At 71.9% G+C, this 18833-nt stretch carries 16 protein-coding genes and 2 pseudogenes; 6 read left to right on the plus strand and 12 right to left on the minus strand.

The genetic code is table 11. The features are described 5' to 3' along the window. Nucleotides 1–18: 18 nt before the first annotated feature. The 3 genes from ABZX67_RS12645 (at nucleotide 19) to ABZX67_RS12655 (ending at nucleotide 3183) form a co-directional block, all read left to right on the plus strand. Nucleotides 19–1614 (plus strand): DHA2 family efflux MFS transporter permease subunit, encoded by a 1596-nt coding sequence (locus ABZX67_RS12645; RefSeq protein WP_355358079.1) that lies wholly within the window; start codon nucleotides 19–21, stop codon nucleotides 1612–1614. Between the two features lie 38 nt (nucleotides 1615–1652). Beyond that, on the plus strand, nucleotides 1653–2198 hold the full coding sequence (locus ABZX67_RS12650) for a hypothetical protein (protein ID WP_355358082.1): 546 nt from the start codon (nucleotides 1653–1655) through the stop codon (nucleotides 2196–2198). Nucleotides 2199–2388: 190 nt separating this feature from the next. Beyond that, nucleotides 2389–3183 (plus strand): AfsR/SARP family transcriptional regulator, encoded by a 795-nt coding sequence (locus ABZX67_RS12655; RefSeq protein ID WP_355358085.1) that lies wholly within the window; start codon nucleotides 2389–2391, stop codon nucleotides 3181–3183. Between the two features lie 113 nt (nucleotides 3184–3296). Here ABZX67_RS12655 and serS read toward each other — a convergent pair. The 11 genes and pseudogenes from serS to ABZX67_RS12710 all read right to left on the minus strand — a co-directional run bounded on the left by serS (nucleotide 3297) and on the right by ABZX67_RS12710 (nucleotide 13827). Continuing rightward, a pseudogene (gene serS, locus ABZX67_RS12660) lies at nucleotides 3297–4330 on the minus strand (serine--tRNA ligase). Nucleotides 4331–4459: 129 nt separating this feature from the next. Further along, nucleotides 4460–5680 (minus strand): beta-ketoacyl-[acyl-carrier-protein] synthase family protein, encoded by a 1221-nt coding sequence (locus ABZX67_RS12665; RefSeq protein ID WP_355358088.1) that lies wholly within the window; start codon nucleotides 5678–5680, stop codon nucleotides 4460–4462. Then, nucleotides 5680–5910, minus strand: coding sequence for a phosphopantetheine-binding protein (locus ABZX67_RS12670; RefSeq protein ID WP_355358091.1), 231 nt, complete (start codon nucleotides 5908–5910; stop codon nucleotides 5680–5682). The genes ABZX67_RS12665 and ABZX67_RS12670 overlap by 1 nt, the downstream gene beginning before the upstream one ends. Before the next feature lie 85 nt (nucleotides 5911–5995). Then, a complete protein-coding gene (locus ABZX67_RS12675; RefSeq protein ID WP_355358094.1) occupies nucleotides 5996–7024 on the minus strand; it encodes a beta-ketoacyl-ACP synthase III in 1029 nt (342 codons plus the stop codon). After that, entirely contained in the window at nucleotides 7021–8010 is a 990-nt protein-coding gene (locus ABZX67_RS12680; protein WP_355358097.1) for a VlmB-like protein, read from the minus strand. Before ABZX67_RS12680 ends, ABZX67_RS12675 begins: the two co-directional genes overlap by 4 nt. Next, nucleotides 8007–8597, minus strand: a complete 591-nt coding sequence (locus ABZX67_RS12685) for a flavin reductase family protein (RefSeq protein ID WP_355358100.1) — start codon at nucleotides 8595–8597, stop codon at nucleotides 8007–8009. Before ABZX67_RS12685 ends, ABZX67_RS12680 begins: the two co-directional genes overlap by 4 nt. Beyond that, a complete protein-coding gene (locus ABZX67_RS12690; protein WP_355358103.1) occupies nucleotides 8594–9142 on the minus strand; it encodes a hypothetical protein in 549 nt (182 codons plus the stop codon). The genes ABZX67_RS12685 and ABZX67_RS12690 overlap by 4 nt, the downstream gene beginning before the upstream one ends. Nucleotides 9143–9168: 26 nt before the next feature. Next, a complete protein-coding gene (locus ABZX67_RS12695) occupies nucleotides 9169–9657 on the minus strand; it encodes an SRPBCC family protein (protein WP_355358106.1) in 489 nt (162 codons plus the stop codon). Between the two features lie 2 nt (nucleotides 9658–9659). Continuing rightward, nucleotides 9660–10958, minus strand: coding sequence for an aminotransferase class III-fold pyridoxal phosphate-dependent enzyme (locus tag ABZX67_RS12700; RefSeq protein ID WP_355358109.1), 1299 nt, complete (start codon nucleotides 10956–10958; stop codon nucleotides 9660–9662). Nucleotides 10959–11042: 84 nt separating this feature from the next. Further along, nucleotides 11043–12182: an acyl-CoA dehydrogenase family protein gene (locus tag ABZX67_RS12705; RefSeq protein WP_355358112.1), complete on the minus strand. Its 1140-nt coding sequence runs from the start codon at nucleotides 12180–12182 to the stop codon at nucleotides 11043–11045. Nucleotides 12183–12243: 61 nt separating this feature from the next. Beyond that, nucleotides 12244–13827 (minus strand): aldehyde dehydrogenase family protein, encoded by a 1584-nt coding sequence (locus ABZX67_RS12710; protein WP_355358142.1) that lies wholly within the window; start codon nucleotides 13825–13827, stop codon nucleotides 12244–12246. A 390-nt stretch (nucleotides 13828–14217) separates the two neighbouring features. On the opposite strand from ABZX67_RS12710, the gene ABZX67_RS12715 reads away from it, so the two are divergent. From ABZX67_RS12715 to ABZX67_RS12725, 3 genes are all read left to right on the plus strand, one after another. Continuing rightward, on the plus strand, nucleotides 14218–15216 hold the full coding sequence (locus ABZX67_RS12715; protein ID WP_355358115.1) for a diacylglycerol kinase family protein: 999 nt from the start codon (nucleotides 14218–14220) through the stop codon (nucleotides 15214–15216). Between the two features lie 356 nt (nucleotides 15217–15572). Next, nucleotides 15573–17042 carry an MmgE/PrpD family protein gene (locus ABZX67_RS12720; protein WP_355358146.1) on the plus strand — a complete coding sequence of 490 codons (1470 nt, stop codon included), beginning with the start codon at nucleotides 15573–15575 and terminating at the stop codon, nucleotides 17040–17042. Nucleotides 17043–17070: 28 nt separating this feature from the next. Then, nucleotides 17071–17877, plus strand: coding sequence for a TetR/AcrR family transcriptional regulator (locus tag ABZX67_RS12725; RefSeq protein WP_355358118.1), 807 nt, complete (start codon nucleotides 17071–17073; stop codon nucleotides 17875–17877). A gap of 566 nt (nucleotides 17878–18443) precedes the next feature. Here the strand turns inward: ABZX67_RS12725 and ABZX67_RS12730 are convergent. Beyond that, nucleotides 18444–18521 (minus strand): annotated as a pseudogene (locus tag ABZX67_RS12730) (DNA-binding response regulator); the annotation flags it as partial. Between the last annotated feature and the right edge of the window lie 312 nt (nucleotides 18522–18833).

The following is an 18833-nucleotide window of genomic DNA, read 5'->3' on the forward strand; positions in this document are numbered from 1 at the left end:
CGTGAACATGAGGAAGACATGACACAAACGACTCCGGACACCACCCGAGGAAAAGGTCTGCTGCTGACCTTCATCTGCGTGGGCGTCTTCATGGTGTACCTCGACTCCACCATCGTGAACGTGGCCCTGCCGGAGATCCAGGCGGACCTCTCGGCGGACATGACTCAGCTCCAGTGGGTCATCAACGCCTACGCCCTCGTCGTCGCCTGCCTCCTGCTCACGGCGGGGACGCTCGGCGACATCTTCGGACGCAAGCGCATCTTCCTCGGCGGTCTGGTGGGCTTCCTCGCCGCGTCAGTCCTCTGCGCGCTCGCACCGAACTACGAGTTCCTGCTGGTCGCTCGGGTGCTCCAGGGCGCCGCGGGATCCATCATGATCCCGGTCTCGCTGGCCCTCGTCTCCACCACCTACCCGCAGCCCGCCGCGAGGGCCCGCGCCATCGGCATCTGGGCGGGCATCGGCGGTCTCGCCCTCGCCGCCGGACCCGTGCTCGGAGGCGTCCTCGTGGACGCCTTCGGCTGGCAGTCCATCTTCTGGGTCAACCTGCCCTTCGGCCTGGCCGCGCTGGTCGTGCTCGCCGGCCGGCTCGCCGAGAGCAAGGCGCCGAACCGCCGTCGCGCCGACATCGCCGGACAGATCCTCTTCGTCGTGGCCATGGCCACCCTCGTCTACGGCCTGATCGAGGCCAGCGCGCGGGGCTGGGGCGACCCGGTCATCCTCGGCTCCTTCGTCGTCGCCGCCGTCGCCCTGGCCGCCTTCATCGCCTGGGAGCTGCGCAGCGAGGACCCGATGCTGCCGATGAACCTCTTCCGCAACCCTGTCCTCGTCGTCGCCGGAGGCGTCAACTTCCTCGGCTTGTTCGGCTTGTACGGCAGCATCTTCCTGCTGACCTTCTACCTCCAGCAGGTCAACGGTCTGTCCACCACCGAGGCCGGTGTCCGGTTCCTCGCCCTCAACGTGTCGATCATGGTCTTCTCGTACGTTGCCAGCGTCGCCGCCGCCAAGTTCGGCCCGAAGGTCCCGATCCTGATCGGGTCGCTGGCGAGCGCGGTCGGCCTCTTTGAGCTCGCCCAGCTGGAGCCGGGCAGCGGATTCGACTCCTACTGGTGGTCGATGGCGCTGCTCGGAGCGGGTGTCTCCCTGGTGGGAGCGCCGGCGACCGTCGCGCTGCTCTCCTCGGTCCGCCCGGAGCAGGCCGGCACCGCGTCGGGCGTGTCCAACACGTTCAGGCAGGTCGGCAGCGTGTTCGGGGTGGCCCTGACGGGCACGCTGCTGATCCAGCACCTGCACGGCGGGGTCCCCGATGCGCTGAAGGGCGTGCAGCTGGACCCGGCGGCGCGCGGTGAGGTGACCGGGCTGCTCTCTTCCGGCGACCTGAGCGCCATCGCCGAGCTGCCGGAGCAGGCGCGGGGGCCGGTGCGGGACGCGGTGGCCCCGATCTTCACCGACGGCCTCCAGATCGGCTTCACCGCCGCGGCCCTCGGCACCCTCGTCGGCGGCCTGCTGGCGCTGGTGATTCTGCCCAGCCGGAAGAAGATGGCCGAGGCCAGGGCGGCGGCCGCCGCCGCGGCCGCCGGGCCCGCAGCCGAACCCTCCCGCGCCGCCTCCGTGTGACCGCGGCCGTCACTGCACACACCTGTTACGGAGGCACCGTGGAAACCGACGCACTCCTCACGGCCTACCAGCACCTGCTGGAGGCGGCCGAGCACATCACCGACACCTCACCCCTCGCCGAGTCCGATCGCGCCCAGATCGACTGGATCCTGGCGCACATCGCCCTGAGCGACCGGGCCCTGGTCGACACGGGCCGTGACGTCCTCGCCGGCCGGGCGGCCCGACTGGACAACGTACAGGCCATGTCGAAGTCCGAGATCGGCCGGATCCTCGGCTCGACGACCCACGCCGAGCGGTCGGAGCTGGTCCGCAGGAACGCGATGGAACTCATCGACCTGCTGGCCCGCACCCCCGAGGAGGCGGCGAACGCGACCGTCCGGGCCCGTCTCGTCGACCGTGAGGGGTCCGTGGTCTTCGACCAGGACCTCAAGTGGGGGGACCTGGTGCGTGTGCGCGCTACGGAGCACATTCCCGGACACGCGGCCACACTGCGGGTCCGGGGCGGCGCGCATATCGGTTCGTGGGAACACCGGCCGGGTGCCGGTCCGGCACCCGCCCGTCTCGGCTACCGGGATTCACGGTAAACATTCGTAAAAGTAAGTTCACAATAAAACCTAACGTTGGAAGAATCGAGTCGAACTAAGCGCAAGGCTGTTCGTGGAGATGACGACACGGAATACCCGTCGAAGCCACCCGCCTGAAATATGCGGTGACTCACGGCGGCATCCTGTTCGTCTTCATGTGCACCCCACACATACGGCAACGGAGGACGATGTGCTGAGTTTCTCGATTCTCGGGTCGTTAGAGGTACATACCGAAACAGGTCAGGTCGAGATACCGGGCGACCTGCAACGCACTCTCCTACAGGTGCTCCTCGTCAGCGAGAGACAGGCGGTCTCCGGCGAAACCCTCGTCGACGAGATGTGGGGGGAGTCGGCTCCGGACAACCAGGCGAACGCCCTCCAGGCACACATCAGCCGGCTGAGGCGTCGGCTGAAATCGATGGAGCCCCAGCGGACCGTGTCCCGCCTGACCGTCCACCCCTCCGGCTACCGGCTGGCCGTGGAGGAGGACGAGCTCGACGCCGCCCAGTTCCTCCGGAAGGTCCGCCGGGCTGAGGACCTCTTCGCCAGCCACCCGGCCGAGGCCGCCGGCCTCCTCCGCTCCGCCCTGTCCATGTGGAGAGGGCCCGTCTTCGGACCCTTCCCCGGCGGGTCGGTGTGCCGCCTCGCCGGCTCCCTCTACGAGGAACACCGGTTTCGGGCCCGCGAGTTGCTGTTCGACGCCGAACTCGGCGCCGGCCGCCACGCGAGTATCCTGCCGGAACTCCGCGACGCCCATGCCAACAACCCGCTCCGCGAGCGCTTCTGCGAACAGCTCATGATCGCCCTGTACCGCTCCGGCCGTCAGGCCGATGCGCTGGACACGTACCGCCGCATGTGGCAGCGCCTCTCCGAGGAGATCGGCGTGCTTCCCTCCCCGTCGCTGCGCAACGTGGAACACGCGATCCTCACCCACGACCCGTCCCTCGCCCTGACCAACGCCCCCACGCTCTGCCGATCCGCGTGACGGCCCCCTCTCCCGTGATGCCGCGCGGACGTTGACGGTCCCGAACGTCCCCAGAAAATGAGAGCGGGTCCGTTCCGCCAGCCGCTCTGGCGGAATGGGCCCGCTCCCGCGTCTCATGCGGTACGCCCCCCGGGCAGGAGCGTGCGGAACCCGGTGTAGGGGACGAGGGCCTCGGGCAGGACCACGCTGCCGTCGGGCCGGCAGCCCTGTTCGAGGAGGGCTGCGACCGTCCGCCCGATCGGCAGCGCCGACCCGTTGAGCGTCGCGGCGGAACCCTTCCGGCCCGCGGCGTCGCGGTGGCGGATTCCCGCCCGCCGGGCCTGGAAGGTGCCGCAGTCCGAGACCGAGGAGATCTCCCGGAAGTCACCGCTGCCCGGCAGCCACACCTCGATGTCGTAGGTCTTCTGCGCGGAGAAGCCCATGTCCCCGGCGGGCAGCAGGACCACGCGGTACGACAGTTCCAGCCGCCGCAGACACTCCTCGACCTGCCCCACCATCAGCTCCAGCTGCGCGGGGGCGTCCGACGGCGCGCAGACCCGCACCAGCTCCACCTTCTCGAACTGGTGCAGCCGCAGCAGCCCTCGGGTGTCCCGCCCGTGCGAACCGGCCTCGGAGCGGAAACAGGGCGTGCGGGCGGTGAACGCGAGCGGCAGCTCGGCGTCGGTGAGCGTCTCTCCGGCGACCAGGTTCGTTAGCGGCACCTCGGCGGTGGGGATCAGGAAGAGCTCGCGGTCGCCGACCCGCGTGGCGAAGAGGTCCTCCTCGAACTTCGGGAGCTGACCGGTGCCCGTCATCGTCTCCCGGTTGACCAGGAACGGGACGGAGTACTCGGTGTAGCCGTGGTCCGCGACGTGCAGATCGAGCAGGAAGTCGCCGACCGCCCGCTCCAGCCGCGCCCCTGCCCCGCGGCCGAGATGGAACCGGGCCCCCGAGAGCCGGGCGGCGCGGGCGCCGTCGAAGAGTCCCAGCCGCTGGCCGATGTCGGCGTGGCCTTCAGCTCCGCCCGCAGCCGGCTCACCCGCTCCTCGGCGGCGGTCCGCCTGCGGGAGACCGTCTCCAGGGCGTCGAGATCGAGGGGGTGATCGCGTCGCGCCAGGCGCCGGACGGCCTCGGGCCCCAGCGCGATCAGCTCGCGTACGTCGTGCACGGCGGTCTCCTCTTTCCGGTGCGGCCTCGGACCCCGGCGCGCGCAAATGCCGGCCTGGGCGGGCTGAGAGCGTATGGACAGGGGCAGCCGACCCGGTGGCGGGTCGGCTGCCCCGGAAGGCGGTGACGGTCAGGCTGGGGCGACGGCGAGCACCGCGTTCTGTCCGCCGAAGCCGAGGGAGTTGCTCAGGGCCAGGTCGACGGGGAGCTGCGTCTCCGTCGCCGCGACCTTGATCTCGATGCGGGGGTCGGGACGGGTGAGGTTGGCGGTGGGAGGCACGATGCCCTGTTCCACCGACAGCACCGTGAACACCGCCTCCACGGCGCCCGCCGCGCCCAGCAGGTGCCCCGTCACGCCCTTGGTGGAGGTGACGAGCGGGTCGCCCGTCAGCGTCCGCTTCAGCATGACGGCCTCGGCCAGGTCGTTCAGGGGCGTCGACGTGCCGTGCGCGTTGACGTGCGTCACGTCGCTCGGTCCCGCGCCCACGTCCCGCAGGGCCTCGCGCACGGCCGACTCGATCCCGGCGCCCGCCGGATGAGGGGACGTCATGTGGTGGGCGTCGGCGGAGGCTCCGTATCCCGCGATACGGGCCCGTACCCGGGCACCGCGGGCGCGGGCGTCCGTCAGCCGTTCGAGGACCAGGATGCCGGCGCCCTCCCCGGCGACGAACCCGTCCCGGTCCGCGTCGAAGGGACGCGAAGCGGCGGCGGGGTCGTCCTCGCGCCGGGACAGGGCGCCCATCTGCGCGAAGCCCGCCATCGCCAGCGGCGTGATCAGGGCCTCGCTACCGCCGGTCAGGACCACGTCGCAGCGGTCGAGGAGCAGCAGGTCGCGCGCCACCCCCACGGCGGTCGTGCCCGAGGCGCAGGCGGTGGACACCACGAGGTTGGGACCGGTGGCCCCGAACTCGATGGCCGCCTGGCCCGCCAGCATGTTAGGCAGCTGCATGGGCAGCAGCAGCGGGGACACCTTGGCGGCGCCCGACGACAGGAGCACCCGGTGCTGGGCCTCCACCGTGGTGGGCCCGCCGTCGCCGTTGCCCAGGACCACGCCGACGCGGGCGCCGTCCCAGGTCTGCGGATCCAGCCCGGCATCGGCCAGCGCCTCACGGGCGGCGACCAGGGCGAACTGTACGAACGGGTCCAGGCGCAGGGCACGCCTGGCCCCCAGCAGGGCATCGGCGTCGAACCCGGGAACGCGGCACGAGATCCTCACCGGATTCGACTCCAGGACGGGGTCGAAGGCGGCCGTGGAGCGTCCTGAGCGGACCGTCTCCCAGCTCGGCCCCACCCCGATGCCGGCCGGGGTGACGAGGCCGAGGCCGGTGACGGCCACATCGATGCCCGCCATCAGATCTTCGCGCCCCGCTGTTCCATGAGCACCACGATGTCGCCGACGGTGGGCGCCTCCACCAGCTCATCGTCGCTGATCTTGAGCCCCAGCTCGGACTCCAGCATGAGGGACAGCTCCACGACGGCCAGGGAGTCAAGCTCGATCTCCTCCCGGGTGGCCTCGGGGGTGACGGCCTCGGGCGAGACCTTCAGCTTGTCGACGAGGATGCTCTTGAGCTGCTCGAACATGGTGTTCCTCCGGTCGTGCGCACGGTGCGCGGGGTGATCACTGCTGGGTGGGAAGGGGTGCGGGGGACGTGAGGGGACGCGGGGCTCAGAACGGATCGAGCTCCGGCCAGTGCAGGGCGGTGGCGCCCCAGGCAAGGCCGCCGCCGAACGCGCTGAGCAGGACCTTCTGGCCTGTGGTCAGCCGACCGTCCTGGGTCGCCTGGGAGAGCAGCAGCGGCAGGGACGCGCCGCCGGTGTTGCCGACGTGCTCGATGTTGGACAGCCGCCGCTTGTCGGGGATCTCCAGCCGGTCCGCGACCGCGGCCAGGATGCGGGCGTTGGCCTGATGGGCGGCGAAACGGTCGACGCCGTCCATCGTCCAGCCGCGGCGCCGCACCGCCTCTACGGAGGCCGCGGTCATGCGCTCGACCGCGTGCCGGTACGTGTCGCGCCCCTGCATCTGGAAGTAGTGGTCCTCCGGGCGGGCGGCCCGCCCCGAGGACCGCTGCCGCGATCCGCCGGCAGGCACCTCGATGAGGTCGCTCCTCCCGCCGTCGCTGCCCAGGACGAGCGGGCCCACGGCGCCGAGTTCACCGGGATCGCCGGCGCGGAGCACGACGGCACCCGCCCCGTCGGCGAAGATCACGGCGGTCGTGCGGTCCCCGGGATCGATGATGGTGGTGAACGCGTCGGCCGCCACCAGCAGCACCCGGTCAGCGATGCCCGCCGCGATCAGCCCGGACGCGCTGGCCAGACCGTAGAGGAAACCCGTGCACACCGCCGCCACGTCGAAGGCCGGCACGCCGGTCAGGCCGAGGCGGGCGGCCACGGCGGGCGCGGTGGCGGGGCACGTGTGATCCGGCGTCGTGGTGGCGAGCACCACGGCGTCGGCGTCCTCGCCGCCCGCGGACTTCAGGGCCCGCCGGCCGGCCTCGACCGCCAGGTCGGAGGTGGCCGTGCCCGGGGAGACCACATGGCGCGTCACGATGCCGGTGCGGCTGCGGATCCACTCGTCCGAGGTGTCGAGCCGGCGGGTCAGGTCCTCGTTGGTCACCACGTTCGGCGGCACGTACGACCCGATGCCCGCGATGACCGCCGCGCGCCCCGCAGCCGGCGGCCGGGACAGTGCCGTCATCCCTCGCCGCCCGCCTGGCCGCTCGCCAGAACCTCGACAGGCAGGCCCATGTAGGCCATGCGGGCCTCGGCCATCTCGTCGGTCCACTGCTCGGCCATGTCGTAGCGCTGCTCGGGTGTGGTGTCCAGCATCCGCACCCCGGGCCAGATCTCGTAGTCGCGGATCAGGTCGGCGTGCTCCTGCATGCCCTTCTGGAACATCTCCTCGCGCGGCAGGACGTACTCGCGGTCGGGCAGTTCGTCCCAGAGCCGGACGCCGGCGCGCAGGATCTCCAGCAGCCTCGGCCGGTACTCGGGGTGCTTGGCGACGTGGTCGCGGAGGATCGTGCTCGCCACGGTCAGGTGCCGGATCTCGTCGATGGCGGTGCCCCGGGATATCTCCCCGGTGGCAGGCGACAGCGGCGTCCACTTGCGCTCGCTCAGCTCGGCCGCCGGGGCAAGCACGCCCTCGATGACGATGGCGAAGACGGCGACCCCGCCGATGAAGTCGGACTGCCCGGTCACGATGTCGTCGGTGAACTCCTTCACCGGCTCCAGCACGCGGCGCCGGTAGTCGGCGGCCATCTCGTCCACGTCCCGCAGCAGGCTGTCCGCGGGGTGGCCGAGCTCCACGAGGTGGTTGCGGAACACCCGAGCGTGCCGGGCCTCGTCGATCAGCTGGGTTGCGTAGAACTCCATCTCTGGGATGCCCGGGGCGATGGTCACGTACCGGCCGAGGATCCGGGTGGCCATCTCCTCCGACAGGGCCCGGAAGCCGAACTCCAAGGTGAGCGCGTCCCGGAGGGGACCAGGCTCCTTGAGGAAGTCGGGGACGACCGCGTCGGCGTGGTGCCCGGTGTCGCCGCGGTCCCGGAGGGTGCCCTGCGCCACGGACGTGATCCAGTACGAGAGGTCGCACTCCTCGGGCCCGAGGGTGAGCTCCTTCGCTCCGTCGAGCAGGCCGGGTGCCTTGTCCCAGTCGGCCTCGGGGGCCACGGGCTCGGTCATGTGGGGGTCTCCTTCCTGGTCTGGCTGCCCGCTCCGGGGTCCCGGACGGGGGTGAGCGGCCCGCTGAAGAGTCCGCCCGTGTAACTGAGCAGGGGATCGCCCTCGCCGACGACGGCGTGCGTCACATGGCCGATGAGCACCTCCTGGCCGCCCAGCGGGGTGGTGCCGAAGAGCCGGCACGTGTAGTGGGCCAGGGCGCCGTCGAGGAGCGGCGCGTGCGCGTACGGGCCGGTCTCCCAGGCCAGGCCGGCGAACTGCGCCGCCCCCTCGGGGCGCGAGCCGTCGGCGAAGTACCGGGCCAGACGGGCTTGGTCCCCAGCGAGCACGTTCACCGCGTAGCGGCCCGCGGCCACTGCCAGCTCGGCGAACTGCGACCCCCGCCGCAGGGAGGCGCCGAGCAGCAGCGGCTCCCGGGAGACGGTGGACACCGTGCTGACCGTGGTGCCGTGGAGCACGTCGCCATGACGCACGGTCAGCACCGCCACCGGAGCTGCGAGGTGGTACAGCGCCCGGCGCCGACGCAGCCGGCCCTCGGGGCTGCGATGCCCGGCCGCCGACCCGGTGCGGGGGCGGAGCGCGGTGCTCATCGCGCCGCCTCCTGACGGAACCGCCCGCCGGGCGCGGAGGTCCGCGCGGCGGGGACGTGCCCGACGGGCGCCGGGTCGGAGACGTGGCCCACCGGCTTGGGGTGCTTGATGCCGAGGTCGTCCAGGAGGCGCAGGTAGCCGGGCTGGCGCACCGGCTCGAAGGGCAGCGCGAAGGACTTCATGAAGTTGCCGAAGAGGCCCCGGTCACCGAAGAGGTGGAAGGGGATCACCAGGAGCGCCCACTCGGGCCCGATGAGCCAGCACCACAGGGTCACGACCGCGGCCTGGGTGATGAGGCTGTGCATCACGTTGTAGAGCACGTAGTACGTCTTGGCGATCGGGCGGCCGCCGCTCCGCCGGAAGGCGATGGCGCCGGGGATGTACCCGATGAGGTCGATGTAGAGGAAGAGCGCGATCGCCGGCACCCATCTGATCTCGTCCAGATGGGCGATGAGGAGTCCGGTGGTCACCGCCAGACCGACGAGGTACTCGGCCCGGTGGAGCGAGTAGGTGCGCGGCGTTTCGAAGGGGTTGGCCTGATCCACGGTTCAGCTCCTGTCGGGGCGGCGGGTCACGCCGCAGCCGTCTCCGGGCGGATGTCGCTGAGGTTGGCGTCGCCGAGCAGCTGGGTGCCCGGGAACATGCCGGTGACGGCCCAGGCCACGCTCTCCTTGATGACGCGCTCGGCGATGGGATCGAGGATCCCCTCCAGACTGGGGATGCCGAAGTCGAAGTCCGCCTCGAAGTCGACGGCGACGTCCGCGCCTTCCTGGCGCAGCGTCCACACGCCCTCGAAGCTGTCGAAGTCGCCGTCGGTCTGCTCGAAGCGGGCCGTCAGGTCCTCGACGGAGAACTCGTCCCGCTCCGTCCAGCGCAGCAGACCGCTGCGGAAGTGCAGCTCCCAGCTCGAACTGCAGTCGTCCGACGGCAGGGTGCCGTGCACGGCGGTGGTGTGCACATGGGGGGCGAGATCGGGGTACCGCTCCCAGCGGATGATCGACTCGAAGACGGTCCGGGCCTCCTGCGAGGGGACCAGCACCTTGATCTCTACGTGTCGCACGGTCAGTTACCGCCTTCCGGCATCGTGGCCGCGCCCCGGATCAGGTCGCGGGTGGCCTTGTCGAAGGAGTCGAGGAGGATCCGCACCTCGGCGCCGGTCAAGGTGGCGGGCGGCGTGAAGCGCACCACCGCGCTGCCGTTCATCGAGTGGTTGGCGACGACTCCGTGGTTGAACAGCTCGATCAGCAGTTCGCCGGCGAGCCCGGCCTCGACCAGCTCGACGCCGATCAGCAGACCGCGCCCCCGGACCTCCACCAGTTGGTCGGGGATGTTGCGCCGGGCGATCTCGGTGAGCTCCCGCAGGAGTACGGCACCGAGGTCGACGGCCCTCGTGACGAGCCGCTCCTCCTTGATCGTCTCGATGGAAGCCTGGACGGCGGCCATGAGCAGCGGCTGCCCCGAGAACGTCGCGGTGTGGAGGAAGGGGTCCTTGTCGAACGGCCGGAACGCCTTGCGGGTGGCGACGGCGGCGGAGACGGGCAGCACGCCGCCGCCCAGCGCCTTGCCCGTCAGCATGACGTCGGGCACGACGCCGTCGATGTCCACGCCCCACCACTCGCCGAGCCGGCCGAGACCGGACTGGATCTCGTCGATGACGAGGAAGCCCTCGTACTGGCGGACCAGCTCCTCGACCCGCTTCAGGTAGCCCTTCGGCGGGATGATCACGCCGCCCTCGCCCTGGACGGGTTCGAGGATGACGCACACCTCACCGGGGTGGGCCGACAGCTCGGCCTCCAGCGCGTCCGCGTCGCCGAACGGCAGGTGGAGGAAGTCGGGCACGAGTGGCCGGAACGGCTGCTGGTAGACGTCCTTGGCGGTGGCGGACAGCGCGCCCAGGGTCTTGCCGTGGTAGCCGCCGTTCATGGAGACGGTGCGGCGGAACCCGTTCGCCCGGGCGAGCTTGAGACCGGTCTCCACGGCCTCGGCGCCCGACAGGGCGAAGTGCACGCGGTCCAGCCCCTCGGGCATGACCGACACGAGGGCCTCGGCGGCCCGGGCGGCGGTCGGCTCCAGCAGAATCCGGGTCGCCGCGGGGTGGGTGTGCAGCTGACGCTGGACGGCCTCCACGACCCGGGGGTGGCGGGCGCCCATGATGAAGACCCCGTACCCACCAGCGTTGAGGAAGCGCTCGCCGTCGCTGGTGGTCAGCCACGCTCCGGAGGAGTCCACCTCCATGTGGCTGCCGAACAGCTCGGCCAGTGTGGCCCGGCCTTTGCTGAGGTGGGCTCGGTAGAGCCGGAGGATCTCTTCCTCCGCGCTCGGCGGCGCGGCGCCGTCGGGGGAGTTCTGGACCACGGTCACGAGTCGTCACTCCTATGGCTTACGGGACGGAACAGGGGGACACGGAGGCCGGACCGCCGCGGGGGAGGGCCGCCGCAGCGGCCCTCAGGCCAGTTCGAGGGGACCGCCGGCGAAGTAGCGCAGCAGCGGTTCGGCCGCGGCGGGCCGGGCCGGCGGGTGGAAGGCGAGGGGGCGTACGGAGGCAGCGATGGTCGCGTTCGGGGACCCCTTGATGAAGTCGATGCCGCCGAGGAGCTCCAGCGCCCGGTTCGCGTGGGTGACGAGGGCCTCCTGGACGGTGTAGCGGGCGACCAGGGCGCCGGCCACCGCCTCCTCGCCCTCGACCCCGGCCTCCAGGGCGCGTGCGGCGCCTTCGAGCAGGGCGACGGCCGCCTCGTGGCCGATCGCGAGGGCCGCGCGTTCGGCGGGGTTGCCCCGCTCGCGCGTGACGACCTCTTCGACCAGGGCGGCGGTGGCTCCCATGTACCCGGCGGAAATGAGCAGCACGAACCAGATGAACCCGGCCATCTGCAGGTCGTCCAGCCGGCTCGGATCGTCGGCCGAGGTCCGTACCACCAGCTCCTCTGGTACGAACACGTCCTCCAGACGCACCTCGTCGCTCTCGGCGCCGCCCAGCAGTCCGGCGCCCCAGAACGGGTGCACGCTCAGCCCGGCGGAGTCCGCCGGCACGAGGGCGACGCCGAGCTCGGGCGCGCCGTCGGCGCCCGGCACGGAGATGCTGGCTGTCAGCAGGTCCATCGAGGACGACAGGCTGCACGGCTTCTTCGAGCCCCGCAGACGGTATCCGCCCTCGACGGCCTCCGCGGTGACGGTCGGGGCGAGGACGTTCTGCTGGGTACGCCCCTCGGCCCAACCGGACGCCATGAGCTTCTGCTCCGGCACGATCCGGTGCAGCAGGTCCAGTTGGGCGGTGGTCAGCCGGTCCTCCCGCTCGGCCAGCGCGTAGAGCATGGCCGCCGTGAAGTGGTGCATGGTCGTGGCGGCGGCCAGCGACGGTGACACCGCGCCGAGGGCCTCCTGCACGCGGACCGCCTCCAGCGGGGAGGCCCCCGCGCCGCCGAACGCGGTGGGGATGAGCAGCCCGACGCCGCCGTGGGCACGGAACAGGTCGATGGCGGTGCTGCCAGGCTGCTCGCGCTGGTCGAAGGGGATCTCCTCCAGGGCCTTGAGGAGCCCCGGGTGGTACTGCTCGCAGACGGCGCGGGCACGGTCGAGGGAGCGCACGGGTACCTCCGATGGGGGAAGGAAGAGAGGTTCGGGGCGGAGGGTGCGGGGCGCGGCGCGCTCAGGCGCCGAAGACCGCCTCGTACGGGCTGACGCCGCTGGCGATACTGACGCCCTGCAGATGGGAGGTTTTGAGCATTGGGTAGTTGGCCTCGCCGAAGGCTCCGCCGGTCAGACCGGTGCCGCCGTGGGTGGGCAGGTAGGGCACGCAGCCCATGTGCGAGTCGTTGATCTTCAGCAGTCCGCCGTTGACGACCTGGCGCACGAAGGTGTCGATGACCTCGTCGGACCCGGTCCACAGCGAGTTGCGCAGACCATAGGGGTTGGCGTTGGTGAAGTCGACGAATCGGCTGAGCAGCTCCTGGTCTGCGGCGGGCTCGGCGACGACCACGGGGATGAGGGGGAAGAACGTCTCCTCGCGGACGATGTCGAACGTGCGGGCCCGTGCCAGTCCGTCGACCCGGACGACGGTGGGCTGGAGGAAGACGCCCGTGTCGGACGGGGTGCCGTCGACCTCCATGCGCCGCCCGCCGGTGACGAGCGTCCCGCCCAGGTCCAGGGCCTGGCCGAGCAGGCGGAAGAACCGCTCGCTGCGCCGGACGGGGGAGAGCAGGACGTCCTCCTCCTCCGGATAGCCGGGCCGGATACGCTTGACCTGCTCCTGGAGTTCGGCCAGCAGCTCGTCGGCGACGGCAGGGTGAACGAGTACGCCGTTGGGGACCATGCATATCTGGCCGGAGCCGTAGAACGCCTCGGTGATGGCCTCGACGGCCTTGGGCACGTCGGCGTCGGACCAGACGACGACGCAGTCGTTGCCGGCCAGTTCGAGGATGGCCTTCTTGCCCTTCTCGACGCAGTTCCGCTCCAGGCGCAGACCCTCCTGGCTGCCGCCGATGTAGAAGATGTCGTCGATGAGCGGGTCGTCGATCCAGCGGTCCATGGTCTGCTTGGGATTGGCACACAGGGCGTTGAGCGTGCCGGGCGGGGCGCCGAGCTCGTCCAGGATCGGAGCGACCACGTCCCGCATCAGCCACATGGTGCTGAGGGCGATGCTGCGCGGGGCGCGCATGACGACCGCGTTGCCGGACATCAGGCAGAGCACGCCGAGGGCCGCGCTGGGGAGCGGGGCGTTCTGCGGCGGGTTGAAGGCGACGACGCCGTCGGGCTGGCGGCGCAGGATGAGACGGCGACCGCCGTGCCGGAACTCGGTGTGCATCTGCTCCTGGTACCACCCGAGACTCTCCTCGCTGAAGATCTGGAGGAGCGAGCTGTACTCCCAGCGGGCGAGCTTGGCTGGATGGGCCTCCGCGATGAGCATGTCGATGAACTCGTCCCGGCGCCGTTCGAGTTCCTCGCGGAAGCGGTGGCCCAGCCGCATGCGGCGCTCCAGCGGGAAGGCGGCCCAGCCGGGCGCGGCGGCCGCGGCGGCCTCGCTCGCCAGGCTCAGGGCGTCGTCGCTCGCGATGGCGCAACGGCCCACCACGTAGGGGTGCTGGGCGGCGTCCGACTCGGGGTCCTTCTCCAGCGTCCGCTTGAGCGTCACGCTGGTGAACACGTCCTCCAGGAGAGATCTGCCGCTCACGGTGTAGACCCAGCCGTCGCCTTCGACGTCCTTGCCGGCGACGTAGAGCTTGTAGCTACGCAGGGGTGCCTGGCGTTCTTCTGCCGCACGGCCAGAAGAGGCAGAACGTACGGAGGATTTCTCCTCTGTTGTTCCGTCCGAGAGCATGGTTGGCCTTTCCGAATGGGTCCCGGTGCTGACCGGCGCACGGGAACGAAGGGAGCCGGGATTTGATCGTCGCAGCCCGCTCTGACCTGCTTCTGACACCGAGCTGATGCTTTCCATCCGGAGTCTCCGCGCGCCGCCGGGACCCGGGCGGCGGCCGTCCGGGACGGCGGGCGAAGGAGGGGCCGACGGCAGCTCCGATCTGATTGACCGACGGTCGGTCCGGTTGTTACGCTCGATTCGAGAGGAAGATCATCTGCCGCTCGTCGGCAGGCTTCCCGTCCGTTCCCGCCCACGTGTGAGGACGCCATGCCCAACGACCCTCAGGTACCGGCCCGGACCGCACGGCAGGCGGTCCGCCCCCGCAGGGCCTTGGTCGTCGCCAACCCGACAGCCGGCACCATGACCCCCGAGGCCCTGGCCGAAGCCACCGACCTGTGTCGAGAGCGCCTCGAACGGGTCGACGTCCACATCACCCGGTACAGGGGTGACGCCCGCACCACCGTGAGCGCGGCGCTGCAACGCCCCCCGGGTGAGGACCCCGACCTCGTCGTCGCCGTCGGCGGCGACGGCACCGTCGGCGAAGTGATCGCCGGCATGACCGCTGGCTACCGGCCCGCCACCGCCGGACTCGTCACCGTCCCGGCCGGCACCGGCAACTCCGGCTACCGGATGATCTGGGGCGACCTCCCCTGGCAGGACGCCCTCCGTTCCGCCCTCGTCGGCCCCGCGCCCGGCGCCGTGGCGCGCCGCATCGACCTGGCGCTCCTCGTCGAGACGGGCGCCCTCGTCCTCCTAGGCGCGTGCAGCGGCGTCATCGCCCAGGCCCTGGAGACCGCCCGCGGCATCCCTCTGACCGGACCCGCCCGCTACGCCGAGGCCCTCGCCGAGACCGCCCGGACGTTCACCGCCTACCCCGGCCGCGTCACCGTCGACGGTTCGGTCATCCACGAGGGCGGCACCGTCTTCGCCAACGTCGGCGGCGGACGCATCCGCGGCGGTCAGTACCTCGTCCTGCCCTGGTCGGTCCCCGACGATGGCCTCCTCGACGTCTGCATCCTCGGAGCTGACGTGCTCCCCTCCGAAGTGGCCAAGCTGACCCTGACGGGCGCCCACATGAACCGCCAGGGCGTCGTCTACGCGCGAGGCCGCACCATCCGCGTCGAACGCCTCGACGGCCGACCGCTCTGCTTTGAGCATGACGGAGAGCTCCAGCCGGCCGGAGGAACCTCGATGACCCTGCGGGTCCTGCCCGCGATGATCCCCGTATGGGGCGCACCCGTCCCCGAACTGACGCCCGCCGCATGAGCGCCCGCGCGCACATACCCGGCCGCCCGTCCCGTCCGACGGCACCCGAGGCGACGCCCGCCGGACGCGACGCCGATGCCGTGGCCGTCCCGCATCAGCCGTCAGCGGCGGACAGGTCGGCCGGGCGGGGGACCGCCCCGGGCCGGCCGACGGGGTCGGACGCGCCCGGCCCCGTAAGGCCACTCGACCGGATTGTCGCGCCCGGCAGTGTAAGCCCGTCGGATCAGGCCGACACACCCGGCCCCGTGAGCCCGCCGGACCTTGTCGCTGCGCCCGGCACCGCAGGCCCGCCCGATCAGACCACCGCGCCCGTCGCCGCCGCCCGGCGGGGGACCGCTCCCGGCGGGCCGCCCGCACTGGTCACGCTCGCCCGCTGGGCCGCGGCGCTCCGCCCCGATCAGGTGCCCGAGCGGGTGCTGTCCCTCGCCGCGAGTCAGCTGCTCTCGCAGCTGGCCGCCATCCGGGCGGGCGCCGAACAGCCCCTCGGTGCGCGCATGGTCGAGGCGTTCGGCCCGCCGTTCCAGGACGACCCGCGCACCTCCGCGTGCGTCCTGGCGGGCCTCGGGTCCTGGCTCAACCTCGACGACACCGCGTACGCCGGACACCTGTCCCCCTCCACCGTCGCCGTTCCGCTGGCCTACGCCCACCACCTGGGCTTGGACGGAGCCGCGCTCCTCACCGCGATCGTCGCGGCCAACGAATGCGCCGCGCGCGTCACCGCCGCCGCGACCCTGGGCCCGCTGCGCGGCCAGAGCGCCCTGCACACCCACCTCGTCGGCGCCGTCGCCGGACGTCTCCACTGCGAGGGCGCCACCGCCGCCACCTGGACCGACGCCCTCGGGCTAGCCCTCGCCCAGCCCCCGTGGCCGCTCCTGCGGGCCTTCCTGGCCAGCGACGCCCGCCTGTTCAGCACCTTCGCCCCGGTCCGTACCGCCATGGACGCCTGCGATGCGGCGACCGCCGGCTTCCACGGCCCGCCCGACCTACTGGAGCACCCCGACGGCTTCCTCGCGCGCTTCGCCACCGTGCCCCTCGCCGACGCCGTCACCGCCGGCCTGGGCGAGCGGTGGCACACCGACACCCTCTCGTTCAAGATGCACCCGGGCGGTCCCGGTGTGGACGCGGCCATCGACTGCGCACTCGACCTCCACCACGACCTCGCCCTCGGCCACCTCGACGGCGCGGACGCGATCGAGGAGGTCGTCGTCGAGACGTCCCTCTACACGCTCACCGCCCAGCGCACGGCGGAACGTTACGTCCACGGACCCGGCGCCCCGCTCGGCGCGCTCGTCCTCCACACCCCGTACACCGTCGCCACCGCGCTCCTCACCGGCGACCTATCCGTCGCCGACTTCACCGCACCCGGGCGCGACGAGGAGTCCCGCTGGCGGATCGCACGACGGGTCCGGCTCGTCCACGACCCCGCCATGACCCGGGCTCTCCTCGCCTCGGAGGCGCCCTTCGGAGAAGCGATCCGCCACGCCGGGCCGGACGCCACGGCCTGGCTCGAAGGCTTCGGCGGCCCCGACCTGGTCGCCATGGCCGCCACTGCACGGCCCGACCGGGCCCCGGCCGACTTCACCGGGGCGCACAAGGCCACCGGCGCCCGCGTGACCGTACGCCTCGCCGACGGCCGCACCGCGGCCAGGGAACGCCTGATCCCGCACGGCGCCGCGGGCCCTCACACCCGCCGCCACCACGCCCGCCTGATGCGCCGGAAGTTCACCGCCCTGGGCGGACCGGACCACGTGGCCGAAGCCGTCGGGGAGATAGGAGAGATGGCCCCCGCCGCCCTCCGCTCCTGGACCGAGGCGGCCCTGAGCTGACCGACCGCCACGACCCGGAGTCGACCCGATGACCACCCACGACCACCCGCGCCGCGCCGCGGCCGGCACCGGCAGAGGGACCACACACTACCGCCGCGCCGAGATCCTGGAGAGCGGCCTCGCCGTCTTCGGCGCCCTCGGATTCGACGAGGCCACCGTGGAGGACATCACACGGCGGGCAGGCATCGCCAAGGGCACCTTCTACCTCTACTTCGACTCCAAGGACCACGTCCTCGGCGCGCTCTGGCAGCGGTCCGTCGACGCGCTCCTCGTCCGCGCCGAGGCCATCCTCGGCGACGGCGCGCCCTGGTGGGACACGCTCGACCGCCTGCTGGCCGGGATCATTGACCACGCCCTGGAGCACACCGTCCTCCGCCGCATCGTCTACCGCTCGGCCAACGCCCGCGCCCTCCGGATCTGCCGCGCGTCCGACGAGCGCGTCATCGCCGTACTGGCGGCCTTCGTCACCCGCGGGGCCCAGGACGGCGCCTTCCGCACCACCCACCCGCACTGGGCCGGCCGCATGCTCTACCGGGCCATCGACGCGCTCCTCCGCGACCAGATCTCCGCGCCCGCGCCGGCCGACGCGCAGCCGCTCGTCCGCAGCGTCCTGGAATCGGCCCACCGCACTCTCGGCGATGCCCGACCGGCCTCGCCTCCGCCCCACCCGCACCCGTTACGAAAGGCCCCTCCATGTCTGGATTCGCCCTCTCCCACGTCGACCTCAGCGTCAGCGACCTCGACCGCTCGGAGAAGTGGTACTCCAGGCTCCTGGACGCCACCTGCGTCCTCGACGGCACCAATGCCGAACACGGCTTCGCCTACCGCTACCTGAAGACGCCCGCCGGCATCCTGCTAGGCCTCATCCGCCACGACGACCAGGACCCCGCCCCGTTCTCCCCGCGCCGCATCGGCCTCGACCACCTGTCGTTCGCCGTCGACTCTCCCGAGAACTCCTCGCTCAGCTCCGGAAACTGACCGATCTGGGCATCCCCCACAGCGGCATCGTCGAACAGCCCACCGGCGACGCCATCGCCTTCCGCGACCCGGACGGCATCCAGCTCGAGTTCTACCGCCTCACCGTCCAGCCCTAACGTCTCCGTCGTACGGCCGCGCGCTCGCGCGCCGCTTGGCGGGCGGCCGTCGTGCGTTCGGCCGCCGTCCAGCTGTGCGCTGGCGGCTCACGGTCCGTGGGTCTGGTGGGAGTTGCCCAGCGCCAGCCGGGCGGTGTGCCAGGTGGCGTCGGCTGGGATCCGGCCTGGCTGGCCCCGTCCGCCTGCCGCTGTTCGGCGGCGGCGAGGTCGACCAGGCCTTACTCACTGGGCCCGGCCCGGCCAGGCCGGCCGCTCCGACCGAGATGGTCGTACGCCCGCCGCCCGCCCCGGGCGGCGAAGTCCCGGTTTAACGCCTGATCAGCCGGCGGGCCGTCGCCGCCGCCACCGCCGCCGTGCGGGAGTCGTCGCCCAGCTTGGCGAATACGCCGCCTCTCATTGCCTACGACGAGCGACGGCCGTACGACGAAGCACGCAACAGCGCCGCGGCAGGCCCTCGTCACGCGCCCGGCAACGGCGCACGACAGGCTGGTGGTGCAGCTGCTCTCGACGGTCGCACCGCTCGCTTGTCGTACGGCCGCACCGCCCCGTTGGTTGTCAGCCGCCTCTTCGCCCTGTGCGGGGGTGCGCCAAGCAGTCCCGCCGCCGGGCCGCGCCGTCGTACGGCCAGGCCGCTCGGCCGCACGCCGCTGCGCACGGGGCGGCGCCTTCGTACGGCTGCCGCTCAGCGTTGCGCAAC

Source organism: Streptomyces sp. NPDC003036, assembly GCF_040611175.1.
Lineage (GTDB): Bacteria > Actinomycetota > Actinomycetes > Streptomycetales > Streptomycetaceae > Streptomyces.

What these genes read in the sequence shown, in the direction of transcription:
- ABZX67_RS12665 (WP_355358088.1), bottom strand. Translation starts at nt 5,680, where the DNA reads ATGGCGGGCATCGATGTGGCCGTCACCGGCCTCGGCCTCGTCACCCCG.
- ABZX67_RS12645 (WP_355358079.1), top strand. Translation starts at nt 19, where the DNA reads ATGACACAAACGACTCCGGACACCACCCGAGGAAAAGGTCTGCTGCTG.
- ABZX67_RS12675 (WP_355358094.1), bottom strand. Translation starts at nt 7,024, where the DNA reads ATGACGGCACTGTCCCGGCCGCCGGCTGCGGGGCGCGCGGCGGTCATC.
- ABZX67_RS12670 (WP_355358091.1), bottom strand. Translation starts at nt 5,910, where the DNA reads ATGTTCGAGCAGCTCAAGAGCATCCTCGTCGACAAGCTGAAGGTCTCG.
- ABZX67_RS12685 (WP_355358100.1), bottom strand. Translation starts at nt 8,597, where the DNA reads ATGAGCACCGCGCTCCGCCCCCGCACCGGGTCGGCGGCCGGGCATCGC.
- ABZX67_RS12680 (WP_355358097.1), bottom strand. Translation starts at nt 8,010, where the DNA reads ATGACCGAGCCCGTGGCCCCCGAGGCCGACTGGGACAAGGCACCCGGC.
- ABZX67_RS12725 (WP_355358118.1), top strand. Translation starts at nt 17,071, where the DNA reads ATGACCACCCACGACCACCCGCGCCGCGCCGCGGCCGGCACCGGCAGA.
- ABZX67_RS12715 (WP_355358115.1), top strand. Translation starts at nt 14,218, where the DNA reads ATGCCCAACGACCCTCAGGTACCGGCCCGGACCGCACGGCAGGCGGTC.